This is a genomic window from Kribbella polygonati (genome assembly GCF_050320105.1).
Classification (GTDB): Bacteria; Actinomycetota; Actinomycetes; order Propionibacteriales; family Kribbellaceae; genus Kribbella.
Genome location: NZ_CP190129.1, coordinates 6,728,376 through 6,744,375, shown reverse-complemented (window position 1 = coordinate 6,744,375; position 16,000 = coordinate 6,728,376). Strand labels below are relative to the sequence as shown.

At 69.1% G+C, this 16,000-nt stretch carries 17 protein-coding genes and 1 tRNA gene; 8 read left to right on the top strand and 10 right to left on the bottom strand.

The features are described from left to right. Positions 1-43 precede the first annotated feature (43 nt). Positions 44-421: a DUF779 domain-containing protein gene (locus tag ACQHIV_RS32135; RefSeq protein ID WP_427887616.1), complete on the bottom strand. Its 378-nt coding sequence runs from the start codon at positions 419-421 to the stop codon at positions 44-46. Between the two features lie 4 nt (positions 422-425). After that, positions 426-1,949, bottom strand: coding sequence for an aldehyde dehydrogenase (adh, locus tag ACQHIV_RS32130; protein WP_427887614.1), 1,524 nt, complete (start codon positions 1,947-1,949; stop codon positions 426-428). 81 nt (positions 1,950-2,030) lie between these two features. On the opposite strand from adh, the gene ACQHIV_RS32125 reads away from it, so the two are divergent. From ACQHIV_RS32125 to ACQHIV_RS32105, 5 genes are all read left to right on the top strand, one after another. Then, on the top strand, positions 2,031-3,482 hold the full coding sequence (locus ACQHIV_RS32125) for a GAF domain-containing protein (RefSeq protein ID WP_427887613.1): 1,452 nt from the start codon (positions 2,031-2,033) through the stop codon (positions 3,480-3,482). Between the two features lie 103 nt (positions 3,483-3,585). After that, complete coding sequence (locus ACQHIV_RS32120) at positions 3,586-5,736, top strand: (Fe-S)-binding protein (RefSeq protein ID WP_427887611.1); 2,151 nt, start codon at positions 3,586-3,588, stop codon at positions 5,734-5,736. A gap of 87 nt (positions 5,737-5,823) precedes the next feature. Then, positions 5,824-5,949 (top strand): hypothetical protein, encoded by a 126-nt coding sequence (locus ACQHIV_RS32115; RefSeq protein WP_427887610.1) that lies wholly within the window; start codon positions 5,824-5,826, stop codon positions 5,947-5,949. Between the two features lie 99 nt (positions 5,950-6,048). After that, complete coding sequence (locus ACQHIV_RS32110) at positions 6,049-7,620, top strand: alkaline phosphatase D family protein (RefSeq protein WP_427887608.1); 1,572 nt, start codon at positions 6,049-6,051, stop codon at positions 7,618-7,620. Beyond that, entirely contained in the window at positions 7,617-8,465 is an 849-nt protein-coding gene (locus ACQHIV_RS32105) for an NEW3 domain-containing protein (protein WP_427887606.1), read from the top strand. Before ACQHIV_RS32110 ends, ACQHIV_RS32105 begins: the two co-directional genes overlap by 4 nt. Before the next feature lie 21 nt (positions 8,466-8,486). Here the strand turns inward: ACQHIV_RS32105 and ACQHIV_RS32100 are convergent, their stop codons facing one another. Then, positions 8,487-8,939 (bottom strand): hypothetical protein, encoded by a 453-nt coding sequence (locus tag ACQHIV_RS32100; RefSeq protein WP_427887604.1) that lies wholly within the window; start codon positions 8,937-8,939, stop codon positions 8,487-8,489. Between the two features lie 128 nt (positions 8,940-9,067). Further along, positions 9,068-9,138, bottom strand: a tRNA-Gly gene (locus ACQHIV_RS32095). 363 nt (positions 9,139-9,501) lie between these two features. Here ACQHIV_RS32095 and ACQHIV_RS32090 point away from each other — a divergent pair. Both ACQHIV_RS32090 and dcd read left to right on the top strand, forming a co-directional pair. Then, positions 9,502-9,942, top strand: coding sequence for a MarR family winged helix-turn-helix transcriptional regulator (locus ACQHIV_RS32090; RefSeq protein ID WP_427887603.1), 441 nt, complete (start codon positions 9,502-9,504; stop codon positions 9,940-9,942). A 126-nt stretch (positions 9,943-10,068) separates the two neighbouring features. Then, positions 10,069-10,644 carry a dCTP deaminase gene (gene dcd, locus ACQHIV_RS32085; protein WP_427887602.1) on the top strand — a complete coding sequence of 192 codons (576 nt, stop codon included), beginning with the start codon at positions 10,069-10,071 and terminating at the stop codon, positions 10,642-10,644. 48 nt (positions 10,645-10,692) lie between these two features. Here dcd and ACQHIV_RS32080 read toward each other — a convergent pair whose 3' ends face one another. The 5 genes from ACQHIV_RS32080 to ACQHIV_RS32060 all read right to left on the bottom strand — a co-directional run bounded on the left by ACQHIV_RS32080 (position 10,693) and on the right by ACQHIV_RS32060 (position 14,426). Further along, entirely contained in the window at positions 10,693-12,192 is a 1,500-nt protein-coding gene (locus ACQHIV_RS32080; RefSeq protein WP_427887601.1) for a hypothetical protein, read from the bottom strand. A gap of 122 nt (positions 12,193-12,314) precedes the next feature. Then, on the bottom strand, positions 12,315-12,464 hold the full coding sequence (locus ACQHIV_RS32075) for a hypothetical protein (protein ID WP_427887600.1): 150 nt from the start codon (positions 12,462-12,464) through the stop codon (positions 12,315-12,317). Beyond that, positions 12,461-12,697, bottom strand: a complete 237-nt coding sequence (locus ACQHIV_RS32070) for a hypothetical protein (protein WP_427887599.1) — start codon at positions 12,695-12,697, stop codon at positions 12,461-12,463. The genes ACQHIV_RS32075 and ACQHIV_RS32070 overlap by 4 nt, the downstream gene beginning before the upstream one ends. Positions 12,698-12,828: 131 nt before the next feature. Next, the gene (locus ACQHIV_RS32065) at positions 12,829-13,665 is read right to left on the bottom strand and encodes a DUF4097 family beta strand repeat-containing protein (protein ID WP_427887598.1); all 837 of its coding nucleotides are present in this window, start codon (positions 13,663-13,665) and stop codon (positions 12,829-12,831) included. Beyond that, entirely contained in the window at positions 13,662-14,426 is a 765-nt protein-coding gene (locus ACQHIV_RS32060; protein WP_427887597.1) for a hypothetical protein, read from the bottom strand. Before ACQHIV_RS32060 ends, ACQHIV_RS32065 begins: the two co-directional genes overlap by 4 nt. Before the next feature lie 88 nt (positions 14,427-14,514). Between ACQHIV_RS32060 and ACQHIV_RS32055 the strand changes: the two genes are divergently transcribed. Further along, entirely contained in the window at positions 14,515-15,309 is a 795-nt protein-coding gene (locus ACQHIV_RS32055) for an SDR family NAD(P)-dependent oxidoreductase (protein WP_427887596.1), read from the top strand. Here the strand turns inward: ACQHIV_RS32055 and ACQHIV_RS32050 are convergent. Continuing rightward, entirely contained in the window at positions 15,244-15,999 is a 756-nt protein-coding gene (locus tag ACQHIV_RS32050) for a CPBP family intramembrane glutamic endopeptidase (RefSeq protein ID WP_427887595.1), read from the bottom strand. The two genes, ACQHIV_RS32055 and ACQHIV_RS32050, sit on opposite strands and share 66 nt — an antisense overlap. Between the last annotated feature and the right edge of the window lies 1 nt (position 16,000).

Below are 16,000 nucleotides of genomic sequence, written 5' to 3'. Positions count from 1 at the left end.
AGTGCCGGCCGTCCGGCAACGCCACCGGACGGGCGGCACTCGTTCAGAGGAGTCCGAGTTCCGCGGACTCTTGGTCGGTGAACAGCCGGGAGCGGATCAGGAAGCGGACGCCCTCGGGGGCCTCCACCGAGAACCCGCTGCCGCGGCCTTTCACCACGTCGACGGTGAGCTGGGTGTGCTTCCAGTACTCGTACTGGTTCGCGGACATCCAGAACCCGATCGGCTTGTCCACACCGTCGACCGTCAGGTCACCGAGATGCACGTCCGCGGCCCCCGTTCTGAACTCACCGTCCGGGTAGCACATCGGCGAACTGCCGTCGCAGCACCCGCCGGACTGGTGGAACATCAGCGGACCGTGCATCCCGGTGAGGCGGCGCAACCACTGCGCCGCCTCGTCGGTGAGCAGCACCTTGTCGACCATCGGCTCAGAAGAACCCGAGCTTCGAGGGGCTGTAGCTGACCAGCAGGTTCTTCGTCTGCTGGTAGTGGTCGAGCATCATCTTGTGGTTCTCCCGGCCGATGCCCGAGTTCTTGTACCCGCCGAACGCCGCGTGCGCCGGGTACGCGTGGTAGTTGTTCGTCCACACCCGCCCGGCCTGGATCTCACGACCGGCCCGGTACGCCGTGTTGATGTCGCGCGACCACACGCCCGCACCGAGGCCGTACAGCGTGTCGTTGGCGATCTTCATCGCGTCGGCGTAGTCGTCGAACCGGGTGACCGAGACGACCGGGCCGAAGATCTCCTCCTGGAAGATCCGCATCTTGTTGTCGCCCTCGAAGATCGTCGGCTGGATGTAGTACCCGCCGGCCAGGTCGCCGCCGAGCTCGGCGGGCGCGCCGCCGGTGACCACCCGGGCGCCTTCCTCCTTGCCGATCCCGATGTAGGCGAGGATCTTCTCGTACTGGTCGTTGCTCGCCTGGGCGCCCATCATCGTGTCCGTGTCCAGCGGGTTGCCGAGCTTGACCGCCTGCGTCCGCGCGGTCGCGTCGGCCAGGAACGAGTCGTAGATCGACGACTGGATCAGCGCCCGCGACGGGCAGGTGCAGACCTCACCTTGGTTCAGCGCGAACATCGTGAAGCCCTCGAGCGCCTTGTCGTAGAAGTCGTCCCGCGACGACGCCACGTCGGCGAAGAACACGTTCGGGCTCTTCCCGCCGAGCTCGAGCGTGACCGGGATGATGTTCTCCGACGCGTACTGCATGATCAGCCGGCCGGTCGTGGTCTCACCAGTGAACGCGACCTTGGCAACTCTGTTGCTGGAGGCAAGCGGTTTGCCGGCCTCGACGCCGAACCCGTTGACGATGTTCACCACACCCGGCGGCAGCAGGTCGCCGATCAGCTCCATCAGTACGTGGATGGAGGCCGGGGTCTGCTCGGCGGGCTTCAGCACGACGGCGTTCCCGGCCGCGAGGGCGGGCGCCAGCTTCCAGACCGCCATCAGGATCGGGAAGTTCCACGGGATGATCTGACCGACCACGCCGAGCGGCTCGTGGAAGTGGTACGCGATCGTGTCGTCGTCGATCACCGACACCGAACCCTCCTGGGCCCGGAGCGCGCCGGCGAAGTACCGGAAGTGGTCGACCGCCAGCGGCAGGTCGGCGGCCAGCGTCTCCCGGACCGCCTTGCCGTTGTCCCAGGTCTCGGCGACCGCGAGCAGTTCGAGGTTCGCCTCGATCCGGTCGGCGATCTTGTTCAGGATGTTCGCGCGTTCGGCCGGCGACGTCCGGCCCCAGCCCGGCGCGGCGCCGTGCGCGGCGTCCAGCGCGGCCTCGACGTCCCCCGCCGTACCGCGGGCGATCTCGGTGAAGTTCTGGCCGGTGACCGGGGTCGGGTTCTCGAAGTACTGGCCCTTGACCGGCGGGACCCACTCGCCGCCGATGTAGTGGTCGTAGCGCGATTTGTACGCGACCGGGCTGCCATCCTGCCCGGGAGCTGCGAAGATCGTCATAGGTCCTCCAACGGATGTGGCGTAGGACCGAACCTAGGGACCATGACGTTGCACGGACGTTGCACCGTGGAGTGAGGTCGGATGGACGCACCGGAGCAGGCCCGCCGGTTGAGCGGGCTGTACGACGACGTGCTCGGCGGGAGCCGCCCCGCGACCGACCCGCGCCCGCTGGTGGCGGCCTCCTGGGAACGCTCGCTGGCCGCCGCCGTCGACCCGGACCTCGACCTGCCGCCGATGATCCTCGAGCAGCGGATGGTCGAGGAGCTCCGGGCCAACCACCCGCTCCGCGCCGTTCTCCCGGTGCTCCGGCAGACCCTGACGACGATCGCCGACGAGGCGTCGCACATCATGATTGTCACCGACGCGCAAGGCATGATCCTGTGGCGCGAGGGCGCCGCCGACGTGAAACGGACGGCCGACCGGATCGCGCTGTCCGAGGGCGCGGTCTGGTCCGAGGACCAGGTCGGGACCAACGGCATGGGTACGGCGCTCGCGGTCGGCGAGCCGGTCCAGATCCACTCCGCGGAACACCTGGTCCGCCGGATCCACGAGTGGACGTGTGCCGCCGCGCCCGTCCACGACCCCGACACCGGCAAGCTGCTGGGCGCCGTCGACGTCTCCGGCCCGTTGCGTACCGTCCATCCCGCGATGGTCGCGCTGGTCACCGCAGCGGCCCAGCTCGCCGAGGGACAGCTCAAGGTCCGGATGGCCGCCGCCGACGAGATGCTGCGCGCCCGGAACATGCGGCACCTGATGGCGCTCGGCGACGCCCCCGGCGCGTTGCTCACGCCGACCGGCCGGGTGCTCGCCGTACAGCCGCTCGAATGGCTGCCGGACCGGCTCGTGGTCCCGGACGGCGCCGACCGGATCGACCTCGGCGACGGCCGCGAAGGACTCGTCGAACGCCTCGACGAGGGCTACCTGTTGCGGATGCCGGGTACGCCGGTGCGCCGTACCCGGCCGTCGCTCCGGCTGAAGCTGCTCGGGTCCGGGCAGCCGATCGCGGTCGTCGGCGGCCGCGAGATCGCGCTGACGTTGCGGCGGGCCGAAGTACTCGCACTGTTGTTACTGCAGCCGACCGGGCTGACCGCGGAGCAGCTGATGTTGCAGCTGTACGGCGACGAGGGCAACCCGACGACGGTCCGCGCCGAGATGCACCGGCTGCGGAACCTGCTCGGCGGCGGGGTCCTCGACACCAAGCCGTACCGGATCATCGCGGACGTCACCGGCGACGTCACCGAAGTACAGCAGGCCCTCCGTACCGGCGACCTGCCGACGGCCCTCGACCTGTACGCCGGCCCGCTGCTCGCCCGCTCCGACGCCCCGGCCCTCCGCGCCGAACGCGACGAACTCGACGCGACCATCCGCCGCGCCGCCCTCGACGCCCACAACGCCGACGCACTGTGGCGCTTCGCCCAGACCGCAACCGGCGCCGAGGACCTGGAGATCTTCGAGTCCCTCGAGGCCGCCCTCCCGACAGCCGACCCCCGCCACGCCGCAGTCGCCGCCCGCCTGCACCGCCTGCTCGCCTGACCCGTTCGCGATCTCGTCGTGCGCAACGTGAGCCGGAACACGCGGGCGTGATGAGGGCCGCAAGGACATGACTCGCGAGTAACCAACCAATAACATCGCTGGTATGCAGATCCTCGCCATCGTCGTCTCGCTCGCGGTGACTCTGGTCGCCGTCGCGTTGTTCGGCAAGACGATCGGGCACATCGTGTCCGTGATCAAGCTCGGGCAGCCGGCCGGACGGACGAACGACCCGGGCAAGCGGACCCTCACCCTGGTCAAGGAGTCCCTCGGCCACACCCGGATGCTGCAGTGGAGCCACATCGGGGTGATGCACTGGTTCGTCGCGTTCGGGTTCATCGGGTTGTTCCTGACCCTGGTGACCGCGTTCGGCCAGCTGTTCGACCCGCACTGGGCGCTGCCGGTGATCGGGCACTGGTTCGTGTTCGAGTGGGTCAGCGAGGCGCTCACCTGGACCGGCCTGATCTCGATCGTCGGGCTGATCGTCTACCGGCTGATGCATCTCCCGAAGGGTGACAAGCCGCGCTCGTCCCGGTTCTACGGCTCGACCTCGTGGCAGGCGTACTACGTCGAGTACACCATCCTCGGCGTACTGATCTGCATCCTGCTGCTCCGCGGCCTCGAGTACCAGCTGAGCGGCGCTTCCACGTTCCACTTCCCGATGACGTTCTTCCTCGGCACCGGCTTGTTCGGCGGGCTGAGCACGCACGGCCTGGAGAACACGGTCTACCTGGTCGCGATGCTCAAGATCCTGATCTCGTTCGCCTGGATGATCACGATCTCGCTGAACGCGACGATGGGTGTCGCCTGGCACCGGTTCACCGCCTGGCCGAACATCTGGTTCAAGCGCGAGGCCGACGGCGGTACGGCGCTCGGCGCGCTGCAGCCGATCATGGTGAACGGCGCCCCGATCGACTTCGAGAACATCGACGAGCTCGACGAGGACGCGGCGCTCGGCGTCGGCAAGATCGAGGACTTCACCTGGAAGGGCCTGCTCGACTTCACCACCTGCACCGAGTGCGGCCGCTGCCAGTCGCAGTGCCCCGCGTGGAACACCGACAAGCCGCTGTCGCCGAAGCTGATCATGATGGGGCTGCGCGAGCACGCGTACGCCAAAGCCCCGTACCTGCTGGCTGCTGATGACGACGCGCGTAAGTCGCTGCCCGAGTTGGTGCTGGCGGAGCAGGAGAAGCCGCTGGTCGGTCCCGCGGACGTCGCGGTCATCGACGAGGAAGCGCTGTGGGCGTGTACGTCGTGCGGCGCGTGCGTACAGCAGTGCCCGGTCGACATCGAGCACGTCGACGCGATCATGGACATGCGCCGGTACCAGGTACTGATCGAGTCGTCGTTCCCGTCCGAGCTCAACGGGCTGTTCAAGGGCCTGGAGAACAAGGGCAACCCGTGGAACATGAACCCGTCCGGCCGGATGGACTGGGCCAAGGACCTGCCGTTCGAGGTGAAGCAGGTCGGTACGGACGTCGAGTCGCTGGACGAGGTCGACTACCTGTTCTGGGTCGGCTGCGCGGGCGCCTTCGAGGACCGCGCGAAGAAGACCACCCAGGCGGTCGCCGAGCTGCTCAACATCGCCGGCGTCTCGTTCGCCGTACTGGGTGACGGCGAGACCTGTACGGGCGACCCGGCGCGGCGGTCCGGCAACGAGTTCGTGTTCCAGCAGCTCGCGATGCAGAACGCCGAGGTCTTCAAGGAGGCGAAGGTCCGCAAGGTCGTCTCCACCTGCGCGCACTGCTTCAACACGCTGAAGAACGAGTACTCCCAGCTTGGCGTCGAGCTCGACGTCATCCACCATACCCAGCTGCTGAACCGGCTCGTCCGCGACGGCAAGCTGACCCCGGTCGCCCCGGCCGACAGCTCGCTCAACGGCCAGAAGATCACGTACCACGACCCGTGCTACCTCGGTCGCCACAACCAGGTGTACGACGCCCCGCGCGAACTGCTCGACATCATCCCGGGCGCGGAGTACGCCGAGATGCCCCGCAACCAGACGAAGTCGTTCTGCTGCGGCGCGGGCGGTGCGCGGATGTGGATGGAGGAGAAGCTCGGCACCCGGATCAACCTGAACCGGACCACCGAGGCGGTCGAGACCGGCGCGGACAAGATCGCCACCGGCTGCCCGTTCTGCCGGGTGATGCTGTCCGACGGGCTGACCGCGAAGCAGGCCAACGGGTCGGCCCGCGAAGAGGTCGAGGTGCAGGACGTCGCCCAGCTGCTGCTCGCCTCGGTCAAGCGTGGCGAGTAGCTGCAACTAGCTGCAATCCGCCTTCCTTCTCAGGTGGTCCAGACCGTAAACTCCTGCGGCTGCATCACCTGGGGAGGAAGAACCGCGATGAAACTCCGCGCCGCGATCGCCGCCGTCGCCGCCGCAACACTCGTTCTCGGGCTGGCCGCCTGCGACCACAAACCCACCGGCTACCGGCCGTCGGCGCCGCCGGCGAGCACGACCGTGAAGTAACGACCGGTATCGGTCATCTTCCCGCTCGCCCATGTGAACTTCTCGTAATCTCCCGTTACGGATGTGATCACCTCGGGATGATCGGGTGGGTGGATGCCGATGCGCAGCACACGACGTACCTTCCTCACCGTCAGCGGGGCCGCGGCGGCGCTCGCGCTGAGCGGGAGTCTCCCGGAGATCCGGTCCGCGGCGGCCGGCTGGACAGGACAGCCGGACCGGCGCGACCCGTTCACGCTCGGCGTCGCGTCCGGCGACCCCCTGCCGGACGCGGTGGTGATCTGGACCCGGCTCGCCCCTGATCCACTCGCGCCGTTCGGCGGGATGGACCGCCGGCCGGTCGAGGTGCAGTGGCAGGTCGCGGAGGACGAGCAGTTCCGCCGGGTCGTCCGTCACGGCACGGTCACAGCGGGGCCGGAGGCCAGTCACTCGGTCCACGTCGACGTACGGGGCTTGCGGCCGTGGCGGCACTACTGGTACCGCTTCCGCGTGAACGGGGAGCTCAGCCCGGTCGGCCGAACCAGGACGGCACCGGCGTACGACGCCGTACTGCCCTCGTTGTCGCTGGCGTTCGCGTCCTGCCAGGCGTGGTGGGAGGGCTGGTACACGGCGTACGCCGACCTGGCCCGGCGGGACCACGACGTCGTGTTCTTCCTCGGCGACTACATCTACGAGTTCGGCATCGACCGCGGCATCCGGCCGCACTCGAACGAGCCGTACATCACCCAGCAGACCGTGACGCTGGACGAGTACCGGCAGCGGTACGCGGCGTACAAGCTGGATCCCGATCTGCAGCACGCGCACGCGGTCGCGCCGTGGGTCGTCACGCTCGACGACCATGAGGTGGTCGACAACTGGGCCGACGAGGCGCACCCGAGCGCGCCGCCGACGCAGTTCCTGGTACGCCGCGCCAACGCGTTCCGCGCGTACTGGGAACACATGCCGCTCCGGCTCGCGCAACTCCCGAAGGGCCCGGACATGCAGCTGTACCGGCGGATCCGGTACGGACGGCTCGCCGAGTTCAGCGTGCTCGACACCCGCCAGTACCGGTCCGACCAGGCGTACGGCGACGGCACCAAGGCGCCCGGCCCCGAGACCGCCGACCCGGCGCGGACGATCACCGGCGACGCGCAGGAGAAGTGGCTGCTGGACGGCTGGTCCGCGTCTTCGGCGCGCTGGAACGTGATGGCACACCAGACCGCGATCGCCCGCCTGGACACGAAGGACGGTCCGGAGGTCCTGGTACCGATGGACACCTGGGACGGGTACGAGGCCTCGCGCAACCGGGTCCTCGGCGGCGCCGCGCAACGCAAGGTCCGCAACCTGGTGTCGATCGCCGGCGACCTGCACCGCAGCGTCGCGTCGGACCTCAAGCTCGACTTCACCGACCCGTCCTCCGCGACCGTCGGCGCCGAGTTCGTCGGTACGTCGATCACGTCCGGCATCGACGGCGAGGACCTGGACGCCGGCGGCGCCACGCTGCTCCGGGAGAACCCGCACATCAAGTTCGGCAACTTCCAGCGCGGCTACGTCAGCTGCACGATCACACCCCAGCGGTGGATCTCCGACTACCGCGTCGTCGACAAGGTCTCGGTCCAGAACGGCACCGTCAGCACCCGCGCCAAGCTCCTCGTCGAGGACGGCCGGCCCGGCATCGCGGAGGTACAGGCATGAGGATCCCCCGGCAGACCGTCGTCGCGGCCGGCACGCTCGCGGCCGCCGCCCTGCTCGGCTCGAGTTCGATGCCCGCGGCAACTTCCAGCGTCGCGGTGAGCGTCGTACCCGGGCAGCTCAGCGTCGTCGGGCTCCCCTGCCTGCCCGGCACGCTGAACCTGACGATGACCAACACCGGCGCCACGGACCGGTACGCCGACCTGACGCTCGCGCCGACCGGACCGCTGCAGTTGTCGCGGACGCTCTTCTCGTCGTGGCTGCCCGCGGTCGACCCGGATCAGCCGGTGACCGCGCCGGTCGAGGTCCGGGTCCCGCGGGACGCGAAGCCCGGGTCGTACAAGATCGGCGTACAGGTCGACCGTACCCAGGTGAACGTCCCGGTCACCATCGAGCCGCTGCCGCCGAAGGGACCCGGCGACAACCTCGCCCTCGGCGAACAGGCCACCGCCTCCTCCACCCACGGCAACTTCACCCTCTGCGGCGCCGTCGACGGCGACAAGGACTCCGAACACTGGGACACCCTCACCGGCTGGAACGACGGCACCCGCGCCGCGTTCCCCGACACGTACGACGTCGCCCTGTCGACACCGGCCACCGTCAACCGGGTCGAGCTCTACACCCTGGACTCGGCCAAGTACCCGGCCCGCGTCAACGGCCTCCGCGACTGGGACGTCCAGGTCAAGGCCGACGGCGCCTGGCAAACCGTCGCCCAGGTCCGCGGCAACACCGTCGGCCACGTCACCTCCGAATTCCCCCCGACCCGCGCCGACGCCGTACGCATCCGCTGCCTCGACGGCAACGACCACACCTACTCCCGCATCGTCGAACTCGAGATCTACGGTTGACCGAGGCAACAGCCGGTCGGGTCAGCCGTTGAGGGCCGCGAGTACGGACATCAGGACGACCACGACAAGAATCGCCCCGACGATGCCCAGGAGCGTGCCGAGGCCCTTCCGCTTCACCTTGCTGTGGCCGATGCTCCCGGACGTGAACTGGTGGTACGGCGACGCGTAGAACACCGGCACGGCCTGGTTCGGCGCCACCGTACAGTCGAGCGCCGCCCGGCCGTAGGTGAGCATCCACTGGCAGTGCACGTCGATGTGCAGCGGCCCGGCCGGCACCGGGATGTCGTTCCGGCCGTACTTGACCTGCACCGGATACCCGTTCAGGTGCACCGTCGGCGGAATCAGGCTCGACGTCATCACACTGCCCTGCACGGTGAGCTGCAGCATCCCCATCGGTGGCTGCGGCTGATACTGCGGCTGGAACTGCGGCTGCGGCTGGAACTGCGGCGGCGGCTGCTGCGGCGGATAGCTCATGCCGCCAAACGATAGGCCGTACCGACGAACCCGAGCACCTCCATCGAGCGCTTGATTACGCCCGGCACCGAAAACCACGAAACCCCGCGAGCCGGAAACCATCTCCTGACCCACGGGGTTCTCTCGTGAGCGGGTGACGGGAATCGAACCCGCACTGTCAGCTTGGGAAGCTGATGTTCTGCCATTGAACTACACCCGCCGAGCCGGTCTCCCGGCAGCGGTGAAGAGCATAGCCGATGTCGGGGCCCGCAACCACGCCGGGTCCGCGCGGCGGAATCGGCTGCCTCGTTCCAGGCAGCGGACTGCCCGGAAGGAGGTTTGCTGCGGCGTCAGCGGGATACACCTCGAGAAGGTGCCGGACGCATCGAAAAGAGCCGTCCGGACGGTTTGCACCGGGGGTTCTTGGGCAGTTTTTCACAAAGGGCACGTTCAGGGCTGGGCAGGTTCGTGATCTTCTGGCAGATTAGAACGCGTTGCCGGGGGCAACATTTGACGCAACGTGAGGACGCGAGTCCTGGACCGGGCGAGCTGGTTGCGGGGCAACTGGATGAAGGGGTGAACGGTGGCAACAGACGCAAGTGACGCGGTGGACAACCTGGAGAAGGAGCTCGTCACGTTGGCACGCCGGCTGCGCGGTCTGCAGCGGACGCTGTCCGACGAGGCGCACCCGGACCTGGAGCCGGCACAGTACGCGTTGCTGAACCACGTGGAAGAACTGGCGCCGGTGCGGATGGCCGACCTGGTGGCAGCACTCGAGGTGGACAAGGGGCCGGTCAGCCGGGCCTGCGCGCGACTGGAGGAAGAGGGCCTGCTGAAGCGGGCGGCCGACAAGTCGGACGCGCGTGCGACCCTGCTGACGCTGACCGCGGCCGGCAAGCGCAAGCTGACGGCGGCCCGGAAGAAGCGGCACAAGGTGATCGAGGACCTGCTCAAGGACTGGTCCCCGTCGCAGGTGAAGACCTTCGCCACCCAGGTGTCGAAGTTCAACAAACTGGCCAACTGACGATCGTTGCCTCAGGCCCAGGTCTGGTGGTGCGGCCCGCCGGAGAGCTGAGGGCTCCGGACGCTCCACCACCGGAAGGGCCGACGCGAGCTGTGCGGATGGGCAGCACGCTGCTAACGTGCGAGCGTGCTGCTCTCCGACCGTGACATCCTGTCCGAGCTCGACGCGAAACGGGTCCAGCTGGACCCGTTCGACGCCGCGATGGTGCAACCGTCGAGTGTCGACGTACGGCTGGACCGGTTCTTCCGGGTCTTCGAGAACCACCGGTACCCGCATATCGACCCGTCCGAGGAACAGCCGGACCTGACCCGGCTGGTCGAGCCCGACGGCGAGGAACCGTTCATCCTGCATCCCGGTGAGTTCGTCCTGGGATCGACGTACGAGCTGGTCACCCTCCCCGACGACGTCGCCGCCCGCCTCGAGGGCAAGTCCTCCCTCGGCCGCCTCGGCCTGCTCACGCACTCCACCGCCGGCTTCATCGACCCGGGCTTCTCCGGCCACGTCACGCTCGAACTCTCGAACGTCGCCACCCTCCCGATCAAGCTCTGGCCCGGCATGAAGATCGGCCAGCTCTGCTTCTTCCGCCTCTCCTCCCCCGCGGAACACCCGTACGGCTCCTCCAAGTACGGCTCCCGCTACCAGGGCCAACGCGGCCCCACCCCGTCCCGCTCCTTCAAAAACTTCCACCGCACCGACATCTGACCAACGAAAAAGGGCCCCGGGAAATCTCCCGGGGCCCTTTTCGTCGGATCAGGCGGTCGCCTTCAGGAAGACGCAGACCGAATCGAGGTCATTGCTGCTGTCGTAGTCGTTATTGGGGTCCCCTTGGCTGTAGACGCCACCGTACTGGGACACCGACGTCGGCGCCTTGAGCTTGCCGTCGAACAGCGCGAGATTGCTGTTCGGGTTGGTGCCCGGCGTCGACCCGTCGGACGGCGTGTCGCCGGCCGTCGGGCTGCTGCCGTCCGAGGGCGTGCTGCCGGCGGACGGGCTGTCGCTCGAGCTCGGGCTCCCGGACGGCGTCGGGCTCGGCAGGTCCGCACCGGTCTTCGCGTCGAGCAGGACGTTCTGCGCCTCGGTCTGGGCGTAGAGAACGCCGTGGTAGGCCGCGGTCAAGTCCGGAACGTTCCGGTTCCCGGAATCGTTCGAGAAGCCCCAGGCCTTCTTACCGGTCGAGTCGTCGAAGCCGAGCATCGTGTCGGTCCCGTTGGTGGTGTACGTCGTCTTGCCCGTGCAGGCGATCGTGCTCGCCTCGTCCCAGAGGCACGACCACGCCGCGATGTCGGTACTGCTGTTCGACGGCGGCAGCGGAGTCACCGCGACCGCTCCGGTCGACAGGTCGACCGAATAGATCCCGAGGTCCCACTTGTCCTTGGCAGTGACGTACGTCTTGCCGTAGAAGTAGCCGTGCTTGCCCGTCCCGGCGATCTTGTCGTACGACGTCTGCGGGTGTCCGAGCTTCTTCGTGATCTTCCCGCTCGGGCCGTCGGCGAGCGCCAGCATGGAATCGTTCGCGCGGTAGGACGATGGCCAGGTCGCGCCCGCGATCGTGCCGTTGTGCACGGCAGCCGGGTCCAGCCCCGGCACGATCGCGGTCTTCTTCGTCGCGGGGTCGGCGTACAGGGCGGAGGTCGTCGACCCGTTCGAGTCGGGCGGGCCGTTGATCCCGAGGGCGACCTGGCCGGTTTCGATGTCGTACACCGCGCCCCCGGCGCCGCCCTTGTCGTCGAGGGTCTTCGTCTTCGTCTCGGCGATCGCCTCGCCGGTCGCCACATCGACCCAGCGGATCACCACGAGGCCCTGGGGCTTCTGGGTGCCGTTGCCCTTGTCGGTCTCGGAGTAGATGACGACGGCGGCGTCCTTGCCGTCGAGCTTCACCGCCCGCGGCGGGAGCACGGCATTGACCGTCGTGGTCGTCGCCGGGGTCGCCTGGAGCGACCAGCTCTTGTTCGGATCGGTGACGTCGTGGCCGTTGAGGGCCTTCTTGTTACTGGCCACCGCCACATGGCCGACGAGTGCCACGTCCGCGTGCTCGACCACCGTGAGGTCGTTGGTGTCCTTGAGGACCGGGTACGCCGCGCCGATGGCGAAGGCCTTCGGTGGGTCGAAGGTGGGGATGCTCGGGGCCGTGGGCGAGGCGGACGTCGTGGAGTTGCTGTTGTTGTTGTTCGAGCCCGAGTCGGACTTCTTGTCGCCGCCGCAGCCTGCGAGCAGGATCAGGGCTGCGGTGACAGCTGTGGTTGCCACCATCGGACGCAACATCGTTGGTTTCTCTCCCAGGTCGACCGAGAATGATCGACTGAACGCTAGCAGTGTTCGTGGGTCGGTCCCGGGAGTTATCCACAGGCGTTGCATCAACCTGCAGTTTCCTGCTACTCGCGCCCCCGGGACCCCGCCCCGATCAGCCCCAACCGCTCCAGCAGCGCGTACACCGCGGCACTCGCGGCCCCACCTGAGGTGCTCCGCGCGGCCGGCGTGGCCGGCGCCGACGGGCGCGGAGCGAGTAGTACCGGGCCGGTCATCGGACGATGGAGAGGCCGGTGGCGCGGGGCCGGGGGTCGGCCGGGCGGGCGGTGGGGTCGGTCAGGCGGCGGGAGGCGGGCTCCAGCTTGTCGGCCAGGCGGCGCAGGGCGGCGGCCAGGCCTTCGCGTGGGCTCGTGCGCGGCTTCCGGTCGTGCTGCAGTGCTCTGGCCTCGGCCGCGCGCAGCTGCTCGGCGACGCGGTAGCGGGCGACTTCCTGCTGTTCCGTGATCATGATGGTGCTCCCCTCGGATGGTCCCCGTGCTGTTTTTGGCAGTGCTGAACCGAGGTCCCGCCCCCAGTGGTGGGACCTACATCAAGACAACGAACCCGGCCGGTCCAGTCCGACACGTGCCGGGCGCTGGATCAGACCTTGACGACGGTGATGTCGCCGGACACCGTGCGGGCGCGCAGCATCAGGGCGCGCTCGCCCTCGGCCGGCTTCTCGCCGGGCTCGAGGTCGCACCGGATCCGGCCGGTGACGGTCTTCAGGTCCAGGTATGTCCGGAGTCCGTCCGGGACCCCGATCTGTACGTCGCCCCGGGCCGTCTCGGCCTGGACGCTCGGTCCGTCGGCGATCTCGACCTTGACGTCGCCGGAACCGGAGGTGGCGACCGAGTGGTCGCGGATCCGCTCGATGGTGATGTCCCCCGAGCCGACCTTGACGGAGGTGGGACCGGCGGCGTCGCCGATCGTGACGTCGCCGGAGCCGGTGCTGAGACCGAGCGCATCGCCGGCCTCCTCGATGTCGATCGAGCCGGAGCCGGTGCTGGCCCGGACCGCCCCGACGGCGTTCTGCACCTTGACGTCACCGCTGCCGGTGTTGACGCCGAGCTCGCTCTCGACCTGCGTGAGCCGTACGTCGCCGGACCCGGTGGCGAGCCGCGCCGATCCGAGCGGTACGTCGGACACGATGTCGCCGGACCCGGTCTTCACCCGGGCGTCGAGCACCGCGGAGGTGGCGATCCGGACCGTGATCTCCGGTCCGCGCCGGACGTTCCGCGGGCTCTCGATGATCAGTTCGCCGTCCCGGACCTCGCAGATCACGCCGTCGTCGTCACCCTCGACCACCATCGAGACCAGGGTGCCCTCGCCGTCGGGGTTGGGCCCGAGCTCGATCAGTCCGGAGCCGATCTCGATCCGGATCCGGTCGATCCGGTCGTTCTCGTCGTCGTTCAGCTGAGTCGCGCTGTGCTCGCTCATTCGGCCCATCCCGTCACTCGCTGGCCCGGGCCGTGGCCGCCGCGGCGCCGTTCCTTGTCCTCACGCCGCCGGTCCTTGTCCTCGCGGCGGCGTTCCCGGTCGTCCCGGCGGCGGTCCCGCCCGCGGTCCGCGCCGAACACGCCCTCGTCGCCGAACGGCCCGTTCGGACCGAAGACGCCGTTCGGGCCGAAGACGCCGTCGGGGCCGAGCGGTCCGTTCGGGCCCAGCGGGCCCTCGGGGCCGAACACCGGTCCGCGCGGCGGGCGCGGCGGCCGGGGCGGGCGCGGTCCGCCGCGGCGGCCGACACTCAGCTCGGTCATCACGGTGCGCATCAGCCACGCGTTCGAGGAGATGCCCTCGGCGTCGGCGGCTTCGTCCACCTTGTTCTTGATCGACATCGGCAGCCGCAGCGTGATCCGCGCGGTCGGCTCGTCGGCGTCCGGCACGAACTGCTCGGCAGTCGCGTCCTGGACGTCGTCCTCGAGGTCGTCGGTCTCGTCCGGACCGGTCAGCTGGCTGGGCGCCGGCGTGACCACGAACTCCGGGCGGCCGCCGGCCATCCGGAGCTCGACCGAGCCCGGGGACAGCTCGCGGCTGATCTCCCCGGCGGCGTCGGACAGGGCTGAGATGAGGGCCAGGCGGCCCGCGTCATCCAGCGTGGCCCCGAGGCGCTGTGCCACGGAGCGGGTTTGCTCGTCGGCCAGGGCGGTCGCGTTCTCGACGCTCCGCCGGACCGACTCGAGGTAGTGGTCAAGTTCCATGACAGCAATCATGACGTCATGGTGACGTCACTGTCAACCCCCGTGATGTCATGACGCCGTCGAACTGGCGTCAGGGCAGAATGAGCCCATGGGTAGAGGCGTACTGATCACGGGTGCTTCCAGAGGTGTCGGCGCGGCTGCGGCGCGGGCGTTCGCGGCCGCCGGCGACCGCGTCGTACTGCACTGCCGCGGCGCCGTCGACCGGGCGAACGAGATCCGCGCGGAACTCCCGGGCGACGGGCACGCGGTGGTCGCCGCGGACCTCGGCGATCCGGCCGCGATCCCTGCCCTGGTTGCGGAATCGGCCGCAGCGCTCGGGCGGATCGACGTACTCGTGAACAACGCGGCGATGTTCGTCGACGAGCCGGTCGCGGGCTCGCGGCGGGTCGGTCACCCGCTGGCCGAGACGTCGTACGACGAGTGGGTCGCGACCTGGCGCCGTACGCTCGCCGTCAACCTGGAGGGTGCCGCGCACGTGACCTGGTGCGTGGCGCGGCAGATGCTCGACGTCGACCCGGACGACGGCGTCCGGCGGGGCGCGATCGTCAACGTCGGCTCCCGTGGCGCGTACCGCGGGGAGCCCGACGTCCCGGCGTACGGCGCCTCCAAGGCGGGGCTGCACGCGCTCGGACAGTCCCTGGCGGTGTCGCTGGCGCCGCATGACATCACCGTGACGTCAATCGCGCCCGGGTTCATCGCCACCGACATGACCGAGTCGTTCCTGGCCGGCCCCGGTGGCGACGCGATCCGGGCGCAGAGCCCGTTCGACCGGGTCGCCACCGCCGAGGAGGTCGGGAACGCGATCTACTGGCTCGCCTCAGCCGACGCGAACTGGGCCAGCGGCGCGGTCCTCGACTTCAACGGGGCGTCGTACCTTCGTTAGGACGATTGCCGCGACCGTCCAGACCGCGGCCAGCACGCCCATCGAGAACACGTCGCCGCCCTCCTCGTCGAAGAGCAGGATCAGCCCGAGGTTCACCGCCGCGTGCGCCGCCGTCGCGACCACGAGGTTGGTACGCCGGGCATCCTGCAGCACCGCACCCATCACCACGGACAACGCGACCGCCATCACCACGAACAGGCCCATGTAGACGAGACCGTTGGCGAACCCGCCGATGTGCCAGAACCCCCACAGCACGCCGACGATCAGCGAGGAACGCAGTACCGAGAACCGGGTCTGCAGATACGGCTGCAGGTACGCGCGCCAGCCGAGCTCCTCGCCCGCCGCGCCGACGATCATCGTCAGCACCAGCACCCAGAACGGGAACGGCAGGCTCCCGCCGCGCCACGACCGCCCCGCGACCACGTGCACCAGCACCGACACCAGCATCGCCGCAACCACGACGCCCACCACGAGCGCGCTCCGCCCGGCCGCGACCCTCACGGGCGTGAACCGTACGTCGACCCTCGTCGTACGCCGGAACGCCAGGAACATCACGCCCACGCCGAGCGCCGGCGCGAACTGCACCAGCTGGATCAGGTCGGGACTCGGCCCGGTCGCCGACTGCAGCGCGTTCAGGATCCCGCTGAACACCATCGTGGCCAGATAGAAGACCACCACCCGCAAGAACACT

Bases quoted from the DNA above. Each gene is read 5' to 3' on its own strand.
- ACQHIV_RS32060 (WP_427887597.1), bottom strand. From the start codon at position 14,426: ATGGAACTTGACCACTACCTCGAGTCGGTCCGGCGGAGCGTCGAGAAC.
- ACQHIV_RS32055 (WP_427887596.1), top strand. From the start codon at position 14,515: ATGGGTAGAGGCGTACTGATCACGGGTGCTTCCAGAGGTGTCGGCGCG.
- ACQHIV_RS32125 (WP_427887613.1), top strand. From the start codon at position 2,031: ATGGACGCACCGGAGCAGGCCCGCCGGTTGAGCGGGCTGTACGACGAC.
- ACQHIV_RS32135 (WP_427887616.1), bottom strand. From the start codon at position 421: ATGGTCGACAAGGTGCTGCTCACCGACGAGGCGGCGCAGTGGTTGCGC.
- ACQHIV_RS32120 (WP_427887611.1), top strand. From the start codon at position 3,586: ATGCAGATCCTCGCCATCGTCGTCTCGCTCGCGGTGACTCTGGTCGCC.
- adh (WP_427887614.1), bottom strand. From the start codon at position 1,949: ATGACGATCTTCGCAGCTCCCGGGCAGGATGGCAGCCCGGTCGCGTAC.
- ACQHIV_RS32105 (WP_427887606.1), top strand. From the start codon at position 7,617: ATGAGGATCCCCCGGCAGACCGTCGTCGCGGCCGGCACGCTCGCGGCC.
- ACQHIV_RS32065 (WP_427887598.1), bottom strand. From the start codon at position 13,665: ATGAGCGAGCACAGCGCGACTCAGCTGAACGACGACGAGAACGACCGG.
- ACQHIV_RS32075 (WP_427887600.1), bottom strand. From the start codon at position 12,464: ATGACCGGCCCGGTACTACTCGCTCCGCGCCCGTCGGCGCCGGCCACG.
- ACQHIV_RS32110 (WP_427887608.1), top strand. From the start codon at position 6,049: ATGCGCAGCACACGACGTACCTTCCTCACCGTCAGCGGGGCCGCGGCG.
- ACQHIV_RS32070 (WP_427887599.1), bottom strand. From the start codon at position 12,697: ATGATCACGGAACAGCAGGAAGTCGCCCGCTACCGCGTCGCCGAGCAG.
- ACQHIV_RS32115 (WP_427887610.1), top strand. From the start codon at position 5,824: ATGAAACTCCGCGCCGCGATCGCCGCCGTCGCCGCCGCAACACTCGTT.
- ACQHIV_RS32100 (WP_427887604.1), bottom strand. From the start codon at position 8,939: ATGAGCTATCCGCCGCAGCAGCCGCCGCCGCAGTTCCAGCCGCAGCCG.
- ACQHIV_RS32080 (WP_427887601.1), bottom strand. From the start codon at position 12,192: ATGGTGGCAACCACAGCTGTCACCGCAGCCCTGATCCTGCTCGCAGGC.